Origin of the sequence: Aquabacterium sp. CECT 9606, assembly GCF_918741295.1 — a bacterium.
Taxonomy (GTDB): domain Bacteria; phylum Pseudomonadota; class Gammaproteobacteria; order Burkholderiales; family Burkholderiaceae_C; genus Aquabacterium.
The window spans coordinates 1,026,150-1,040,487 of the sequence record NZ_CAKKNB010000001.1; the positions used below are offsets into that span (position 1 = coordinate 1,026,150).

The 14,338-nt window shown below is 64.8% G+C and carries 12 protein-coding genes and 1 pseudogene; 5 read left to right on the plus strand and 8 right to left on the minus strand.

Annotated features, from left to right (window positions below; all coding sequences use genetic code 11):
* Positions 1–6: 6 nt before the first annotated feature.
* A complete protein-coding gene (locus LQ232_RS04820) occupies positions 7–2,232 on the plus strand; it encodes a helicase-related protein (RefSeq protein ID WP_230179230.1) in 2,226 nt (741 codons plus the stop codon).
* A gap of 9 nt (positions 2,233–2,241) precedes the next feature.
* On the opposite strand, the gene LQ232_RS04825 is transcribed toward LQ232_RS04820, so the two are convergent.
* A complete protein-coding gene (locus tag LQ232_RS04825) occupies positions 2,242–3,177 on the minus strand; it encodes a lipase secretion chaperone (RefSeq protein WP_230179231.1) in 936 nt (311 codons plus the stop codon).
* 70 nt (positions 3,178–3,247) lie between these two features.
* The gene (locus LQ232_RS04830) at positions 3,248–4,201 is read right to left on the minus strand and encodes a triacylglycerol lipase (RefSeq protein WP_230179232.1); all 954 of its coding nucleotides are present in this window, start codon (positions 4,199–4,201) and stop codon (positions 3,248–3,250) included.
* A gap of 234 nt (positions 4,202–4,435) precedes the next feature.
* Between LQ232_RS04830 and LQ232_RS04835 the strand changes: the two genes are divergently transcribed.
* Positions 4,436–4,756, plus strand: a complete 321-nt coding sequence (locus LQ232_RS04835; protein WP_230179233.1) for a hypothetical protein — start codon at positions 4,436–4,438, stop codon at positions 4,754–4,756.
* A 73-nt stretch (positions 4,757–4,829) separates the two neighbouring features.
* Positions 4,830–6,077, plus strand: coding sequence for a DEAD/DEAH box helicase (locus LQ232_RS04840; protein WP_230179234.1), 1,248 nt, complete (start codon positions 4,830–4,832; stop codon positions 6,075–6,077).
* A gap of 13 nt (positions 6,078–6,090) precedes the next feature.
* Here LQ232_RS04840 and gshA read toward each other — a convergent pair whose 3' ends face one another.
* Positions 6,091–7,629, minus strand: a complete 1,539-nt coding sequence (gene gshA / locus LQ232_RS04845; RefSeq protein ID WP_230179235.1) for a glutamate--cysteine ligase — start codon at positions 7,627–7,629, stop codon at positions 6,091–6,093.
* Positions 7,630–7,822: 193 nt separating this feature from the next.
* On the opposite strand from gshA, the gene LQ232_RS04850 reads away from it, so the two are divergent.
* Positions 7,823–8,515, plus strand: a complete 693-nt coding sequence (locus LQ232_RS04850) for a hypothetical protein (protein WP_230179236.1) — start codon at positions 7,823–7,825, stop codon at positions 8,513–8,515.
* Positions 8,516–8,592: 77 nt separating this feature from the next.
* Positions 8,593–9,336 carry an SDR family NAD(P)-dependent oxidoreductase gene (locus tag LQ232_RS04855; RefSeq protein WP_230179237.1) on the plus strand — a complete coding sequence of 248 codons (744 nt, stop codon included), beginning with the start codon at positions 8,593–8,595 and terminating at the stop codon, positions 9,334–9,336.
* Here LQ232_RS04855 and LQ232_RS04860 read toward each other — a convergent pair.
* From LQ232_RS04860 to LQ232_RS04880, 5 genes and pseudogenes are all read right to left on the minus strand, one after another.
* On the minus strand, positions 9,323–9,898 hold the full coding sequence (locus LQ232_RS04860) for an MOSC domain-containing protein (protein ID WP_230179238.1): 576 nt from the start codon (positions 9,896–9,898) through the stop codon (positions 9,323–9,325). The two genes, LQ232_RS04855 and LQ232_RS04860, sit on opposite strands and share 14 nt — an antisense overlap.
* Before the next feature lie 51 nt (positions 9,899–9,949).
* A complete protein-coding gene (locus tag LQ232_RS04865; protein ID WP_371820136.1) occupies positions 9,950–10,990 on the minus strand; it encodes a purine nucleoside permease in 1,041 nt (346 codons plus the stop codon).
* Positions 10,967–11,950, minus strand: a pseudogene (locus LQ232_RS04870) (purine nucleoside permease); the annotation flags it as partial. The gene LQ232_RS04865 and the pseudogene LQ232_RS04870, both read right to left, overlap by 24 nt.
* Positions 11,951–12,098: 148 nt before the next feature.
* A complete protein-coding gene (locus LQ232_RS04875) occupies positions 12,099–12,629 on the minus strand; it encodes a DNA-deoxyinosine glycosylase (protein ID WP_230179239.1) in 531 nt (176 codons plus the stop codon).
* A 7-nt stretch (positions 12,630–12,636) separates the two neighbouring features.
* Positions 12,637–14,241, minus strand: coding sequence for a carboxylesterase/lipase family protein (locus tag LQ232_RS04880; protein WP_230179240.1), 1,605 nt, complete (start codon positions 14,239–14,241; stop codon positions 12,637–12,639).
* Between the last annotated feature and the right edge of the window lie 97 nt (positions 14,242–14,338).

Genomic DNA, 14,338 nt, shown 5'->3' on the forward strand with positions numbered 1-14,338 from the left:
GCCTCCATGTCCGTCACCTCGCCCGATCCCCGCAGCCTGCCCAATCCCCGCCACGCCAGCCGTGTCCCCCCGCACCTGAACGCTGAGCAGATCGGCCGCATCCGCCAGGCGGCCTTCAACCTGCCCCAGGTGGTCAAACCAGCCGATTTCATCCCCGAGAACACCCCGAATTTCGAGGACTACCTGGATGGCCGGGGCTTGATCCTGCTGCAAAAGGCCGTGTCTGGCGCGCGGCCCAGCCGCTGGATCGCGCCCGAGCTGATGGACCATGCCTTGCGGCACCTGGATGCCATTGGCGGAGGCCGGGAAGTGCGCACGGTCATGCTGGACCGGGCCGCGGCACTGGAGGCATTGGGGCTGTTCCGTCGTGGCCAGGATTGGGATCGGCTGATCAGCCAGACCGTGCCCTTGCCCGGCCAGGACTGGAAGGTGGTGGTGTCCTTCAAGGAGCCCATCGATGCCGAGCCGATCTGGGATTTTTACCGCACCGGCGACAAGCCCGCTTTGATCAAGAGCCTGGGCACGCCTCCGGCCTACGCGCATGCCGCGGAGCTGGTGGCCCACTTGCAAGCGCTGCTGGCCCGGGCCAAGGTGAGCAACCCGCGCCAGATGGCCTCGTTGCTGCCGCGCCTGCAGGCCGAATGCGGCACGCCTCAACCCTTCGACGCCCTCAAGGCAGCGTGCACCCGTGCCCTGGAGCGCTGGGAGCACCACGAGGCCGAGCTGGACACCCTGGACGACCTGAACGACCAGCTCGCCTTCGAGGGCTACCCCGACACCTTCCAGAAGGCCCGCCATCTGCAGCGCAAGGTCACCTTGTACGTGGGCCCGCCGAACAGCGGCAAGACCCACGCGGCCTTCGAGCGACTGGCCAAGGCCAGCAAGGGCGCTTACCTGGCGCCTTTGCGCTTGCTGGCCTTGGAAGGCCGTGACCGCTTGCAAGGGCGCGGTGTGGCTTGCTCATTGTTGACTGGCGAGGAAAGCGTGCCGGCCGAAGGCGCCGCCGTGGTGTCCAGCACCATTGAAATGGTGGGCACCAACGAGCCCATCGAGGTCGCTGTCATCGACGAAGCGCAGATGATCTTCGACGCCTTCCGTGGTTGGGCCTGGACGCAGGCCATCGTGGCCGTGCCGGCCGACGAAGTCATCATCATCTGTTCGGCCTACGCCGTGCCCGCCATCCAGAACCTGCTGCGCCTGTGCGGCGAAGACTGCGAGGTCAAGCACTTCGAGCGCAAGCAACACGTGCAATTGCTGCCCGCGCCCTTGTCGATCAACGCGCTCAAGAAGGGCGATGCCGTGGTGGCCTTCAGCCGCCGCGAGGTGTTGATGCTGCGCGACCAGATTGCCGCCAATGGCAAGACCGTGTCGGTGATCTACGGCGCCTTGCCGCCGGAAGTGCGCCGCCGCGAAGCCGAGCGCTTTGCCCAAGGCGAGTCGCACGTGTTGGTGGCCACGGATGCCATCGGCATGGGCCTGAACCTGCCGATCCGGCGTGTGCTGTTCAGCACCATGGTCAAGTACGACGGCCAGACCGACCGACCGCTCAGCGTGTCTGAGGTGCACCAGATCGCCGGCCGGGCAGGGCGCTTCGGCATGCACGACGAAGGCTTTGTGGGGGTGCTCAAAGAGGCTGAGCCCACCGCCTTGCGCATGCTGCGCGACCTGCTGCCCAAGCAACCCAAGGCCCCCGTTGATTTCAAGGCGCCCGTGGCCCCCAACTGGTGGCACGTGGAGACCATCGCCACGCGGCTGAAGAAAGACCGCCTGCGCGATGTGCTGGGCATCTTCATGGAGCAACTGGAGCTGGACGATGCGCACTTCGCCGTGGCTGAGCTGGAGCAGATGCTGGACCTGGCCGAGCAGCTTGACCGCACCGCCGGCAAGCTGTCATTGCGCGAACGCTTCATCTACGCCCAGGCGCCGGTGGACACCCGCACCGAATCACAGGTGCAGGAGTTCCTGAACTGGACGCACTACCACGCTCTCAGCGGCGAGGCGGGCAGCCCCTGGTTCCTGGAAGAGGTGGATGAGCACAGCCGCCTGGAACGCATGGAGCAAGCCCTGCGGTCCTGCACCCTGTGGCTGTGGCTGGACCTGCGCTTTCCCAATGTCTATGGGCACGTGGGGCGGGTGGCCGATCTGCGCAGCCGCCTCAACGATGGCATTGAGCGCCACCTCAAAGGCAAGAAGCCCTTGTGGCAGACGCGGGGCAGGCCGCGCCGGCCTTGATGGCCACGCTCAGATGCGCAGCAGGGCCTGCACGCGCATTTGCTCGTCGGGCGAGAAGTTGGATTTCACATAGCTGACGATCTCGGCTTTGCGTTGGGCGTCCGACAGGTTGGCCGCCTTTTGCAAGCGCTCCCACTCACGCTGCGCGCCACCGAGGCGTGCTTCCCATTGGGCCCATTCCTCGTCGGCCTTGGCCAGGCGATCGGCAGCGGCCTCGCCATAGCGGGCCACGCGTTCGGCGCGCACGGCAGCCGGGTCCTTGCCCGGTGCCATCTGTGGCACGGGCTCACCGGGATCGGGCGGTGGCGCTTGCCCTGACTCCAGCTGGGCGTAGTAATCCTGGAAGTGTTTCTCGTCGTCTTTGAAGAACGCCTCGGCCCATGGAGCGCCCAGCACCTGGCGCCGCACCGAGCGCTGCTCTTCAAACACGGGCATCCAGGTGGCCCGGTCGGACTGGACGAACTTGTTGCGCCAGTCGTAGGTGCGGACCTGCCAGTATTTGTCCCAGACGGCCATGATCTCACCAGCCAGTTGGACGCCATTCGCGCGTTGGGCTTCGTCCTGGATCAGTCCGCGAATTTCTTCGATGGTGACTTCACCCAGGCCCAGCACGTAATACTCGAAACGGCTGCGCAACTCGCCGCAGGGTTTGAGCTTCTTGTCGGTCACACACCAGCTGCCGGCGGCCTCGGTACCTGCGAACGAACCCTCTTTGAACAAGCGCCGGCGCACCTCGTCGGGCGTGCGCGCAATTGGCGCTGGTTTGGCCATGCCCAGGCCAAAGGCGCGACCCGCATCGGCGATTCGCCAGGTGCTTTCACCTTCTGCATGCGTTGCTGTCGAGACGGCTTCTGGCTTGTCGACACCCTGTTGCCAGAGCAGCCAGGCCGCGCCGCCCACCACGATCGCGGCCATGCCCGCGACGCAAGTTTTGCGTGTTTGCATTGAACACCCCGCTGAATGGAAAAAGGGCCAACTTCGATTGAAATTGGCCCCTGCTTGAATCCGGAGGAATTTACAGAGACAGGGCCTTCAGGCGGCTGGCTTGCTGCTTGTAGAAGGCGACGGGATCAGGATCGCCCTTGCCGATGGTGCCCAGGACCTGGTTGATTTCGTCCAGGTGGTTCCAGTGGTAGTCGTCCTTGATGACCTTGCCCCAATGGCTGGAGCAGCGGCCGACCAGACCGTCGTTGGCTTCGCCCTTGAAGTAGCCGCCGGTGTAAGACAGGATGGCGTCGGAGATGTCCCAGCCATTCGTCTTGACTGCTGTGCCGGAGATCGAATACCAACGGATGCTGTTGCCATTGACGCTGGCCACTTCAGGGCCTTGGCCGCAATCGCTGGTGGGGGCACCTGCGGGGAACTTGGTGTTGAAGGCCGCAGCACCAGGGGCGCTCAGGGCACCCAGGGCGGTCAGCAGGTCGGCTTGCTTGTAGGTGCCGTTGCCCGTCAGCCAGCCAATCAGTTGCAGACCCGCGGTGGCGGCCTTGTCGAAGGTGCCGTCAGGTGTGGTGCCGGCCAGGATGTCGTCAGCGACCTTGCTGCCGAAGTGGGTGCCGGCGACGGTGGTCACGCTGGCAACGATTGAAGGCACGGTGCCCGCGGCGTAACGCACGGTGGGGCCGCCATGGCTGTGACCGATCAGGTTGAACTTCTTGACGCCGTCAGCGGCGGCCCATTGCTGGAGCTGGCGCACCAGTTCTTCACCACGGAACTCGGTGGTCTGCGAAGGGTTCACCGAAGCCACATAGACGGTGGCGCCGTCTTTGCGCAGGCTGTTGGGGATGTTGTAGAAATACTGGATACCCAGGATGTTGTCGAATCCGATGAAGCCGTGAACCAGCACGATGGGGTACTTGGTCTGCGAACCGGTGGTGGTGGCAGCTTGTGCGGCGGGGACGGCGATCATCGCGGCGCCAGCAACGGCAATGGCGGCGCAAACAGCACGCATGGAGAACATCGATTTCATGGCCTTGTTCCTTGGGTCGTTATTGGAGGTTGAACTGTGTGATCAATGTCTCGCGAAACGATGAACGTGCCGCGGGTGGTAACCCTTGAATTTCCGGGTTGTTCCTACCCCGAAATGACGGGGGTCAGGGGGCTTGATGTCAGACATGTCCTACCAGCGGCCAGGGCGGCGTCCGGCTCCATGCAGCACAGGCCCGCCGCACCATGGCTTTTCCCCACTACAAAAGAGGCCCCCATGAAGAAACTTTCCCTTGCCCTCATCACCTTGCTGTCGTCTGCCGCGGTGTTCGCCCAAGCCGAGCCCGCTGGCCGGGAAATCGTGGTCAACACCGATCAGGACAAGGTGGCAGAGGTGGAACGCCATGCCCAGGAGTTGAAGGAAAAGCAGGACGCCGCCATCAACTCGGCCGAGCCAACGGCGGCCGGCACCAAGTCCAAGGCCAAACGCCACCACAAGCCCATGCACAAGAACGCGCCCAAGCCTGACATGGCCAAGCCTGACATGCCCATGCCTGACGGTGCCAAGCAGGACATGCCGCCTCCCGCGGCCCAATGACCTGGTGAAACATGGCCGGACGGCCGCGTTGCTCGGGTAACCTCGGTGTATCCAGCAAACGGCACGGCCATTCATGTCATTCGAGTCTTTAGGTTTGTCCCCAGCCCTGGTTCGCGCCACCCGCGAACGGGCTTATCTTGAGCCCACGGCCATCCAGGCCGAGGCCATCCCTGTCGCCTTGCGTGGTGTGGATGTGCTGGGTTGTGCGCAAACCGGCTCGGGCAAGACCGCGGCCTTCGCCCTGCCCATCCTTGAGCATTTGGCGCAAGGGCGCCGCGACCGCCCCCGTCGCACGCACGCCCTCATCCTGGTGCCGACCCGGGAGTTGGCGGCCCAGGTGGGCGACACCTTCCGCAACCTGGCCCAATACCTGCCCGAGCCCTTGAAGATTGCCGTGCTGTTCGGCGGCGTTTCAATCAACCCGCAGATGATGGGCTTGCGCGGTGGCGCCGACATCGTGGTGGCCACGCCGGGCCGCTTGCTGGACCTGGTCGAGCACAACGCCCTCAAGCTTGGCGAAGTCAATACCCTGGTGCTGGATGAAGCCGACCGCCTGCTGGACCTGGGCTTTGCCGAAGAGTTGGCCCGGGTGCTGGAGGAATTGCCACCGCGTCGCCAGAACCTGTTCTTCTCGGCCACCTTCCCGCCGGCGGTGCAGAGCCTGGCCGATCAACTGCTGCGCGACCCGGTCCGCATCCAGGTCGAGGCTCAGCCACAAGAGCAGCCCGACATCCTGCAACGGGCCATCGAGGTCGACACCGCCAAGCGCACGCCTTTGTTGCGCTACCTGATCAAGGAACAAGGCTGGTCGCGGGTGTTGGTGTTTGTGGCCACCAAGTACGCGACCGAGCTGGTCTCGCACAAACTGGGGCTGGCGGGCATCCATGCCCAGGCGTTCCACGGCGAGCTCAGCCAAGGCGCGCGCACCCAGGTCCTGTCGGACTTCAAGGCCTCGCGGCTGCAGGTGGTGGTGGCCACCGACGTGGCGGCGCGCGGCATTGACGTGGCGCGCTTGCCGGCCGTGGTGAACTACGACTTGCCGCGTTCAGCGGTGGACTACACGCACCGCATTGGCCGCACCGGCCGGGCCGGGCAAAGCGGGGTGGCCATCAGCTTTGTCACCGCCGATGCCGAAGCGCATTTCAGGTTGATTGAAAAGCGCCAGGGTGTGCGGGTCCTGCGCGAGCAGATACCCGGCTTTGAGCCGGTTGAGGCGGCCTTGCCTGTGGCCGATGTGAACGGCGGCATCAAGGGCAAGCGCCCCAGCAAGAAAGACAAGCTGCGCGCCGCCGCTTTGGCACGCACCGGCTCGTCCACCTGAGCCAAGCCCTCGCTCAGTCTGCCAGCGTCACGCCCAGGCGCTTGGTGGCCAGGTACTCGCGCCGGTAGATCTCGAAGGGCATGGTGTCCGCGGCTTCGATGCGGGCTTGCTCCTGGATCGATTCGCGCGCCATGTTCTCAAAACGTGCTTGCTGCTCGGCATCCCACGGTGCGTCCAGCAGGACGCGTTGCGCTTGCGCGGATTGGGCCCTGACAAAATCCACGTAGGCCTTGTCGTGCTCGTTCACCAAGGCGGCCAGCACGCGGGCGGAGGGCAAGGTCTCGGGCCGGTTCAGCGCTTCCAGCGCCGATTGCCAGGCTTGCAGGTAGCTCGTGCCGCCTTGGGCCGCGTCCAGCGCCTGGGCGATGGGTTCGCATTGCCCGATGATGTCGCGTGCCCAATCGGTCAACAGCACCTCCTGGCCTTGGCGTTCCAGCGTGAGGCCGGGCTCGCGACCCCGCGAGGCCGTGCGGTGCTGGTTGCGCGCCAGCTCGGCGATCTCGGCGGGGGTGTCGGGCGGGCTGTCCAGCAGCAGGCAGTGCAGCAGGAAAGTGTCCAGAAAGCGCGCGGTGCTGTCGTCGATGCCGACAGGCAGGAAAGGGTTCAGATCCATGCAGCGCACCTCGACGTATTCAACGCCGCGTTCTCGCAGGGCGTGCAAGGGCCGCTCACCGGGAAAGATCACGCGCTTGGGTCGGATGGTGCCGTAGAACTCGTTCTCGATCTGCAGCAGGGTGGTCGACAGCTGGCGATAGTCGCCTTGCGGCCCCTGGATGCCAATGGCCTGGTAAGGCGGGTAGCTGCGCGTGAGCGCGTCCTGCAAAGAGGCACCATAGCCATCCAGACCGTTGTAGCTGACCGACAGCGAGGACTGCGCATCGCTCTGGTAGCCCAGCCGGCCCATGCGCAGCGAGGTGGCATAAGGCAGGTACAGGGTGCGGTCGCTCAGGGTGTCCAGGCCATGCTGCTGGCCGGCCACAAAGCTGGGGCACACGGCAGGCGAGGCCCCGAACAGCAGGAGCAGCAAGAACGACTGGCGCCGGAAATTGCGGATCAGCGCGAAGTAGTCTTCGTTCGACATGCCCGGCAGCGACCAGTTGTAGTGGATGCCCGAGATGGTCTGCATGCGCGGGCCGTAGCGGTTGGCCAGCCCGATGCGGTAGACGCTCTTGGCCTGGCCGACATTGGAGGTGCCATAGCGCCCGATGGGGATGCCGCCGTCGTCGGGCAGGATGCTGGGCATGCTGCTGACCCACAGCTGTTCATCGCCCGCTTGCGCCAAGGTGCGGTAGACAAACTGGTGGATCTGCGTCAGCTCGGCGATGGCCGCTGGCGCACTGCGGTGGGCGCCGGTGACCAGTTCGATCTGTGATTCGCTGAAATCGGTGGTGATGCTGGGGCTGGCCAGGGCCGAGCCCAGGGCGGCCGGGTGGGGGGTCAAGGCCAGGCGGCCATCGGGGTGAACGCGCAGGCTCTCCTTCTCGATGCCGCGTCGGATGCCTTTCAAGCGCTCGGGCGAGAGCAGGCGCAAGCGTTCATCAAGGCTGGTCACGCGCAGGTCTCCTAAATCGTGTTGGACGCGAAGGTACCAGAGTTGGCCAAACCCTGCTGGCGATGCGCTCGCAGCATATGGTTCTGCCTAAATATTCTGGTAAAGGCGAGAAAAGTCGCGTACTTTACGGTGTCGGCGTGCTCGTTTGGTTCCATAGTTGTTGCTGCATGGCCGATCTGCTTTTCGAACACCAATGTGCCTCATCATCAAGAAGCCCGCCGGGCGCACGATTTGTGCTGATTTTCTGAAGAACGCCTGGGAACGCAATTTCCATGGCTGGGGTGGTTTCTTCGTCCAGAACGGCGAAGTGGTCTGGGCGCGCGGTTTGGCGTTCGATGAGTTGGTGGAGTACAACCGCCGGCTTCCCGCGCACGTGGAAGCCTGCATTCACTTGCGCAAGGCCACCTACGGCGATGTGAACCACGACATGGCGCATCCCTACACCGTCAGGCCCGGCCTGATGTTGATGCACAACGGCAGCATTGCCCACCTGGCGCCGCAAAACCCCGCTTTCAGTGACACCTCTGAGCTGGCGCGCCTGCTGGGCGATTTGCTCAAAGGCTTGTCCGACGAGCAGGCGGGCGCCCTGATCCGCTCGCCGGCCTTTGCCCGCTTGACGGCACCCCTGATCGACGGCTCGATGGTGGTGCTGATGGACAGGGACGGCGTGGTGCGCCTGGGGCGTGATTGGCACACCGTCAAGAGTTGCGAGTGGACCGGGGCCATGACCGGCATCGAGGTGTCCAACTCACACACTTGGGGCGAGAAGGCCCGGGCCCTGTCGCAACAGGCGCGGCGCGGGTCCTGGCACGGCTTGGTCCATGCCCTGCAAGTGCGCCTGGCGCCGGCTTTCCGGGTCATCGGGCGCGCCACTTCCGACCGCTGATCGGCTGGCATAAGATCTTCGCTGGCCGCGCATGGCGGTCGCCACGAAAGATCACCTTGGGCAAAAAAGTCTGTGTCGTGACCGGCTCATCGTCCGGCATTGGCGCGTCCACCGCGCGCTTGTACGCCCGCCATGGCTGGAACGTGGTGGTCAATTTCTCGCGCGATCCGGCGCCCGCCGAGGCCGTGGCGGCCGAATGCCGTTCACTGGGCGCCGAGGTGCTGGTCGTCAAGGCCGACGTGGCGGTCAATGAAGACTGCGTGCGCCTGGCGGCCGAGGTCGAGGCCCGCTTTGGCCGGGCCGATGTGCTGGTCAACAACGCGGGCACCACCAAGTTCGTGGGCCTGAAAGACCTGGACGGGCTGGAGGCTGAAGACTTTCACCGCATCTACAGCGTGAACGTGGTCGGCGCGTACCAAATGATCAGGGCCCTGGCACCTTTGCTGAAGAAGAACCCGGGCGCGGGCATCGTCAACATTTCTTCGGTGGCCTCGATGATGGGCGTGGGCTCGTCCATCGCCTACATGGCGTCCAAGGGTGCTCTGAACGCGATGACGGTGGGGTTGGCGCGCGCGCTGGGGCCGGAGATCCGCGTCAATGGCGTGGCGCCTGGCCTGGTTGAAACGCCTTGGTTGCAAAACGGGCTGGGCGAAGAACGTTACGCTGCGTCGGTGGCTGGCTACAAGGCCCGGGCCGCCCTGGAAAGCGTGCTCAGCCCTGAAGACGTGGCCGATGCCGCTTGGTGGCTGGGCGCGGGCGCGGCCAAGACCACGGGCGAAGTTTTGTTGGTGGACGCGGGCTTGCGGATCACCAAAGCTTGAGTTGCGGGATGCTGCCCGTGGCGGGGCGGCAAGTGATGGCATCCCCCACGCGCACCACCCCCTCGGCGATCACGCGGGCGTTCATGCCCCCATGCCCGCGCATGGCGTTGTAGCCGCCTGGGCCCAGCAATGCTTCCATCCGCGAACAGGGCTCGCACGGGCCCGTGATTTCAAGCGCGACCTGGTCGCCGATGCACAGCACCATGGGCTCGTTCTTGAACAAGGCGCGGGCCGCCAGCAGGTTCAGACCGGACACCACCAGGTTGCGCCGGAGCAGCATTGGATCCACCTTCTCCACGCCCATGAAGGCGGCGATCACGGGCAGATGCTCGGCCTGGATCAGGGTGACCTGGCGTTTGCCACCGCCAGCGGCGGAGGGCTTTCGGTCGCTGGCCCGGTCGCCCGCCAGCCCCCGGTCCATCAGCACCTGCACGCTGTCAACACACACGGTGGGTGCGCGCCGCTCGGGCCGCAGGATGATGCGGTCCAGCCGACCTGGCCGGGGGAATTGCCGGACCAGGTGGTGGAGGTTGCTGGGGTCAGGCGGGCTGAGCGAGGTCACTGGGCAGAATCCTGAAAGCAAGGCGAACAGGCTACCGCATGGGGGCCCGCGTCAACGTGTGGGCACGCCCCGCTTCCACTGTCGCCAGTTACCCAGGATGGCGTCCACCAGCGGCCGTCCGGCGTTGACCAGGTTCTGGGTGGCTGGCACGAAACCACCTTGCTCGGCGTACTTGAGCAGGCCATCCACGTCCAGCTGACCGGGGTAAGGCCGGTCAAAGTCGGCCCCGGTGCGCAGGATGGCCACGCGCTGGAAATCGATCAGGCCCAGGGCATCAACCCGCTTGAGGGCCTCCAGCGTGGCGTTGTCTTCCTGCTGGGTGGTGCAATAGCGGCCGGCGCCATCGGTCATGAGCTGTGTCCATTGGGTGGCGCGCTGGCCCAGGCGTGTGCCGGCAAACCAGGTGTTGCCCGACATGGTGTCGCACTGGATCACCTTGGGCGGCTGCCTGGCTGGGCCACTGGGGAACTTGGCGCGAAAGGCGATGGCCTCGGGGCTGTCCAGCAGCTTGGCTTTCTGGCTCAAGGCATACGCCTTGTCCACGAGCGCGTCATTCAGGTGAAAGACCTCGGTTCGGTAGTCCAGCGGCGGCTTCTCGTTGGGCCCTTTGGTGTTGATGCCGAAGTAGCCGGTGTCCCAGCCAGCGGGCATCTCGCGCGGATCCAACTCCCAGGCCAGGCCATAGTCCACCACCCAGCGGGCCCAGGCGGCCGACCCCACCGTGCCCAGCTCGGGGTTGATGCCCGCGATGCCGGCAATCACGATGTAGGTCTGGCTGAAGTCGAACTTGCCGCTGTGCATCAGGGCGGTGACCGAGGCGCCCGCGTTCGCATAGCCCATGCCGGTGGTCAGGTTGCACAGGCCGTGCAAGTTGCAATGCACGGCCGGGTAGTCGGGTGACAGGCCCGGCACGGTGATGTCGATCTTGAGCTTGTAAGCATCGATCCAGGGTTGCGCTTCGGGCCCGAACATGCTGATCACGAGCACCTTCACAGGCAGCTTCAAACGGGGCAAGGCCCAGAAGGGATGGTGGGCTTTGCCACCGGTCCTTGCATGGGTTTTCCAGGCCTTCCAGGTTGGCCAAGAAGACACGATGTCGTCGACCAAGGGCGAACCGGCTTTCACCAGGTTGTGGATGGACGGCACGAAGCCGCCCGAGATGGAGTTGACCAGCGAGTCGTAGGCCGTCTGGCCGGGATAAGGCCGGTCGAAGTTGGAGGCCGTGCGCAACACCGCTACGCGCTTGATGTCGAGCAAGCCCGCGGCGGCACCTCGTTTCAGGGCTTCGTAGGTGGCGTTGTCTTCCTGCTGCGTGGTGCAATAGGTGCCCTTGCCATCGGTCAACAGCTTGGTCCAATCCTGCGCGCGTTGCTCCAGGATGGCGCCGTGCCACCAGGTGTCGCCCGCGGCGGTGTCGCATTGCACCACTTTGGGCGGCTGGTTGGCCGGGGCCGTGGGCCAGTTCGCGCGGTAGGCACGGGCGGTGTCGCTGTCCTCCAGAACCACACCGCTGCTCAGCGCCAAGGCTTTTTGCAGCAGATCTTCATCCAGTTGGAAGACTTCGTTGCGGTAGTCCAATGGCGGTTTCTCAAACGGGCTTTTGGTGTTGATGCCCGTGTAGCCCGAGGGCCAGGAGGTGGGCACATCGCGCGCGTCGATCTCCCAGGCGATCCCATAGTCGACCAGGTAGCGGGCCCAGGTGGCTGTGCCCAAGGTGCCTTGCGAGGGATCAATGCCCGCGATGCCCGCCATCAGAAAGTAGGCGTGGCGCAGGTCGAAACGCTGGCTGAACACCAGCGCGGTGATGGAGGCCGCCACATTGGCGTGGCCCATGCCCGTGGTGATCTGGCAGATATCGTCATCGTTGCAATGCACGGTGGGGTAGTCGGGCGACAAGCCCGGCACCTTCACCTCTTCGGTGAGCTTGTAGTGCTCCACCCAGCCTTGGCCCTCCGGGCCGAACATGCTGATGATGAGGACCTTGACCGGGCGCGCGCCATGCGGATGGGCGGCTTGGGCTGGCACGGTGTGCACCAAGGCCAGGGCCGTCATCAGGGCCATGCTCATGCGGCGCAGCCATGCAACTGCCCAGCCATTTGAAGTGATGTTCATGCGGAACCTCCTGGTTGGATGCTGGGCACCATGCGGCGTGGTGCGAGCCCATTGTCTCCAGCATGAACCGGGCCATTAAGTTAAGTAGTCACCCGATACCGAACTCCTCGAACACCGCACGCCAGGCCGCCAGCTTGCGCTCGAACGACCACGCAGCGTGCGCAGGGCTGGTCGATGGCAGTTTGATGACCGGTAATCCCAAGGCCTGGGTGATGCGCATGTGCCGTGCCGATTCGCCACCGTTGTGCGCGACCGCGCGCAAGCCCGGCGCCCATTCCCTCAGGCGGTGCGATGCATTGAGCTGCGGCTGCTGGATCGCGCTGTCCAGGCTGCCTTGCCGTTGGCAATGGGCGTAGACATCCCAGATGCCCAGGCCGTGGGCGCGCGCAGCGTCCAGGCGGCGTTCATAGGGCTGATGGCGCAGGTCATCATCGCCGGTCAGCCCCCAAAGGCTGGACAGGATGGGCCAGAACTGATTGCGGGGGTGCGCATAGTACTGCTGGCTGGCCAGAGAGGCCACGCTGGGGAAGCTCCCCAGAACCACGAGCCGCGTGTCGGCCGTGATGACTGGGGGCAGGCCCTGCAAGGTGGGCAGGGCCCGGAGTGATGAAACGCTCATCACCCGGTTATAGCGCGTTCAATCTCCTCAAGGCGTGCACGGTGGCCCAGACCCCGCATTGGTGATCGCGCTCGAATTGACCCAAGCCCATGGTGGTCACGGCGCCCGGTGCCAAGTTTTGAACCGGTGTTCCGAGCTTGTTGAAGCGGCTCCAATGCGGCAAGCCGGATCCGTTGGGGTCACCCTTGGCCGCGAAGTTGGCCCAGTATTTCACCATCTGATCGGCCAGGGTTTGCTGCGCCGGGGTGAACAGTGGCGAAGGCGTTTCGCCCTGGAAGATGTAGGCCAGCTCCGCCGAGTGGTAGGCGTTCCACGCGAAGTAGGGATCTGGCGCGGCACCCGGGGCATTCGGATCGTTGAACTCGAAAGCAAAGGTTTTGGTGAAGCTGGACAAGCTCTTGACGTCGCCAAGTGAACTGCAGGCGTAGAAGTTGTCGGTCACCGCCGCTGCCAGTGCCTTGTCGAGCGATCCGTAGCGGGCGGCCGAGTACAGCACATCGGTGAACAAGGGTGCCAAGGCCGGGCCGACCATGCCGCGCATCGCCAGGCTGTGGTCGGCGGCTGTCACGCCCCGTTGTTGCCCAAGGTGGAAGGTCAGCGCCACGAACAGGCGGCCCTCGTCGTGGTTGCCACCGAACATCACCGGCACTTTGTTGATGCGACCTGACTGGATCAGCTTGTCCGCCGCGTCTGGCAAGACCACACCGTCAATGGCAGGCACCCAGGCTGGCTTGTTGTAGATGATGTCCAGGTCGGGCGGGGTGGCGTTCATCAAAGCCACCGTGCTTTTCTGGCGCATGCACGCCACTTGGTTGGCATCGCCCGGGCAGCCCAGGGACTGGGCCAACACTTCGGACTGGTCGCGTATCTGCGCCAGAGGCACATTGCGCAGCAGCACGCAGGGGCCGCTTTCAGAGATGGCCCCATTGAACAGCCCGGCAGACCCTGGCGAGACCACGTGCACGCAGGCGCTGTTGCCGCCGGCAGACTGCCCGAAGACGGTGACGCGGTTGGGATCGCCTCCCAGTCGGCTGGCATGTTGCTTGACCCAGCGCAAGGCGGCTTGCTGGTCCTGGATGCCGTAGTTGGCGGCGGCGCTTTCGGCCTGCAAGCCGGGCAGGGCCATGAAGCCGAACACGCCCAGGCGGTAATTCACGGTCACGACCACGGCCTTGGCCTGGCGGGCCAGCGGCGCGCCGTCATAGTAAGAGCCGGCACCCAGCACATAGCCGCCGCCGTGGATCCACACCATCACAGGCAGTGCTTGGCCATTGCTGTTGTCAGGCCGGTAGACATTCAGGTAGAGGCAGTCTTCGGTTTCTGATCGCCCTGAAAATGCGCTGGGCTCCTGCGGACAGACGTTGGCGAACTGCGTGGCATCGCGGACGCCGGGCCAGGCTGCTGGGGCCTGGGGTGCTTTCCAGCGCAGATCGCCCACGGGCGGCGCCGCGAAAGGCAGTCCCAAGAAGCGAGATACGCCGTTGCTGGCAATCCCCCTTGCCTGGCCTTGGTCGGTGTGGAGGATGGGGTCGGCCGCTTGGGCCAAGGTGCTGGCGCCAAAGGCCAGTGCCAAGGCCGAAATGCTTCGGCCCAGAGTTGATGTCAGTCGCATGAATGATCCCTTATGACAAAAGTGGACGCAGCCAAACCTGTCTACCTGGCGGCCCTGGTGTTCGCATCTCCCTGGGGTGACACCCCGTGCGACACTG

Coding starts and splice junctions, on each gene's coding strand:
- LQ232_RS04825 (WP_230179231.1), bottom strand. CDS start 3,177: ATGCAAACACGCAAAACTTGCGTCGCGGGCATGGCCGCGATCGTGGTG.
- LQ232_RS04820 (WP_230179230.1), top strand. CDS start 7: ATGTCCGTCACCTCGCCCGATCCCCGCAGCCTGCCCAATCCCCGCCAC.
- LQ232_RS04840 (WP_230179234.1), top strand. CDS start 4,830: ATGTCATTCGAGTCTTTAGGTTTGTCCCCAGCCCTGGTTCGCGCCACC.
- LQ232_RS04830 (WP_230179232.1), bottom strand. CDS start 4,201: ATGAAATCGATGTTCTCCATGCGTGCTGTTTGCGCCGCCATTGCCGTT.
- LQ232_RS04850 (WP_230179236.1), top strand. CDS start 7,823: ATGTGCCTCATCATCAAGAAGCCCGCCGGGCGCACGATTTGTGCTGAT.
- LQ232_RS04875 (WP_230179239.1), bottom strand. CDS start 12,629: ATGAGCGTTTCATCACTCCGGGCCCTGCCCACCTTGCAGGGCCTGCCC.
- LQ232_RS04835 (WP_230179233.1), top strand. CDS start 4,436: ATGAAGAAACTTTCCCTTGCCCTCATCACCTTGCTGTCGTCTGCCGCG.
- LQ232_RS04880 (WP_230179240.1), bottom strand. CDS start 14,241: ATGCGACTGACATCAACTCTGGGCCGAAGCATTTCGGCCTTGGCACTG.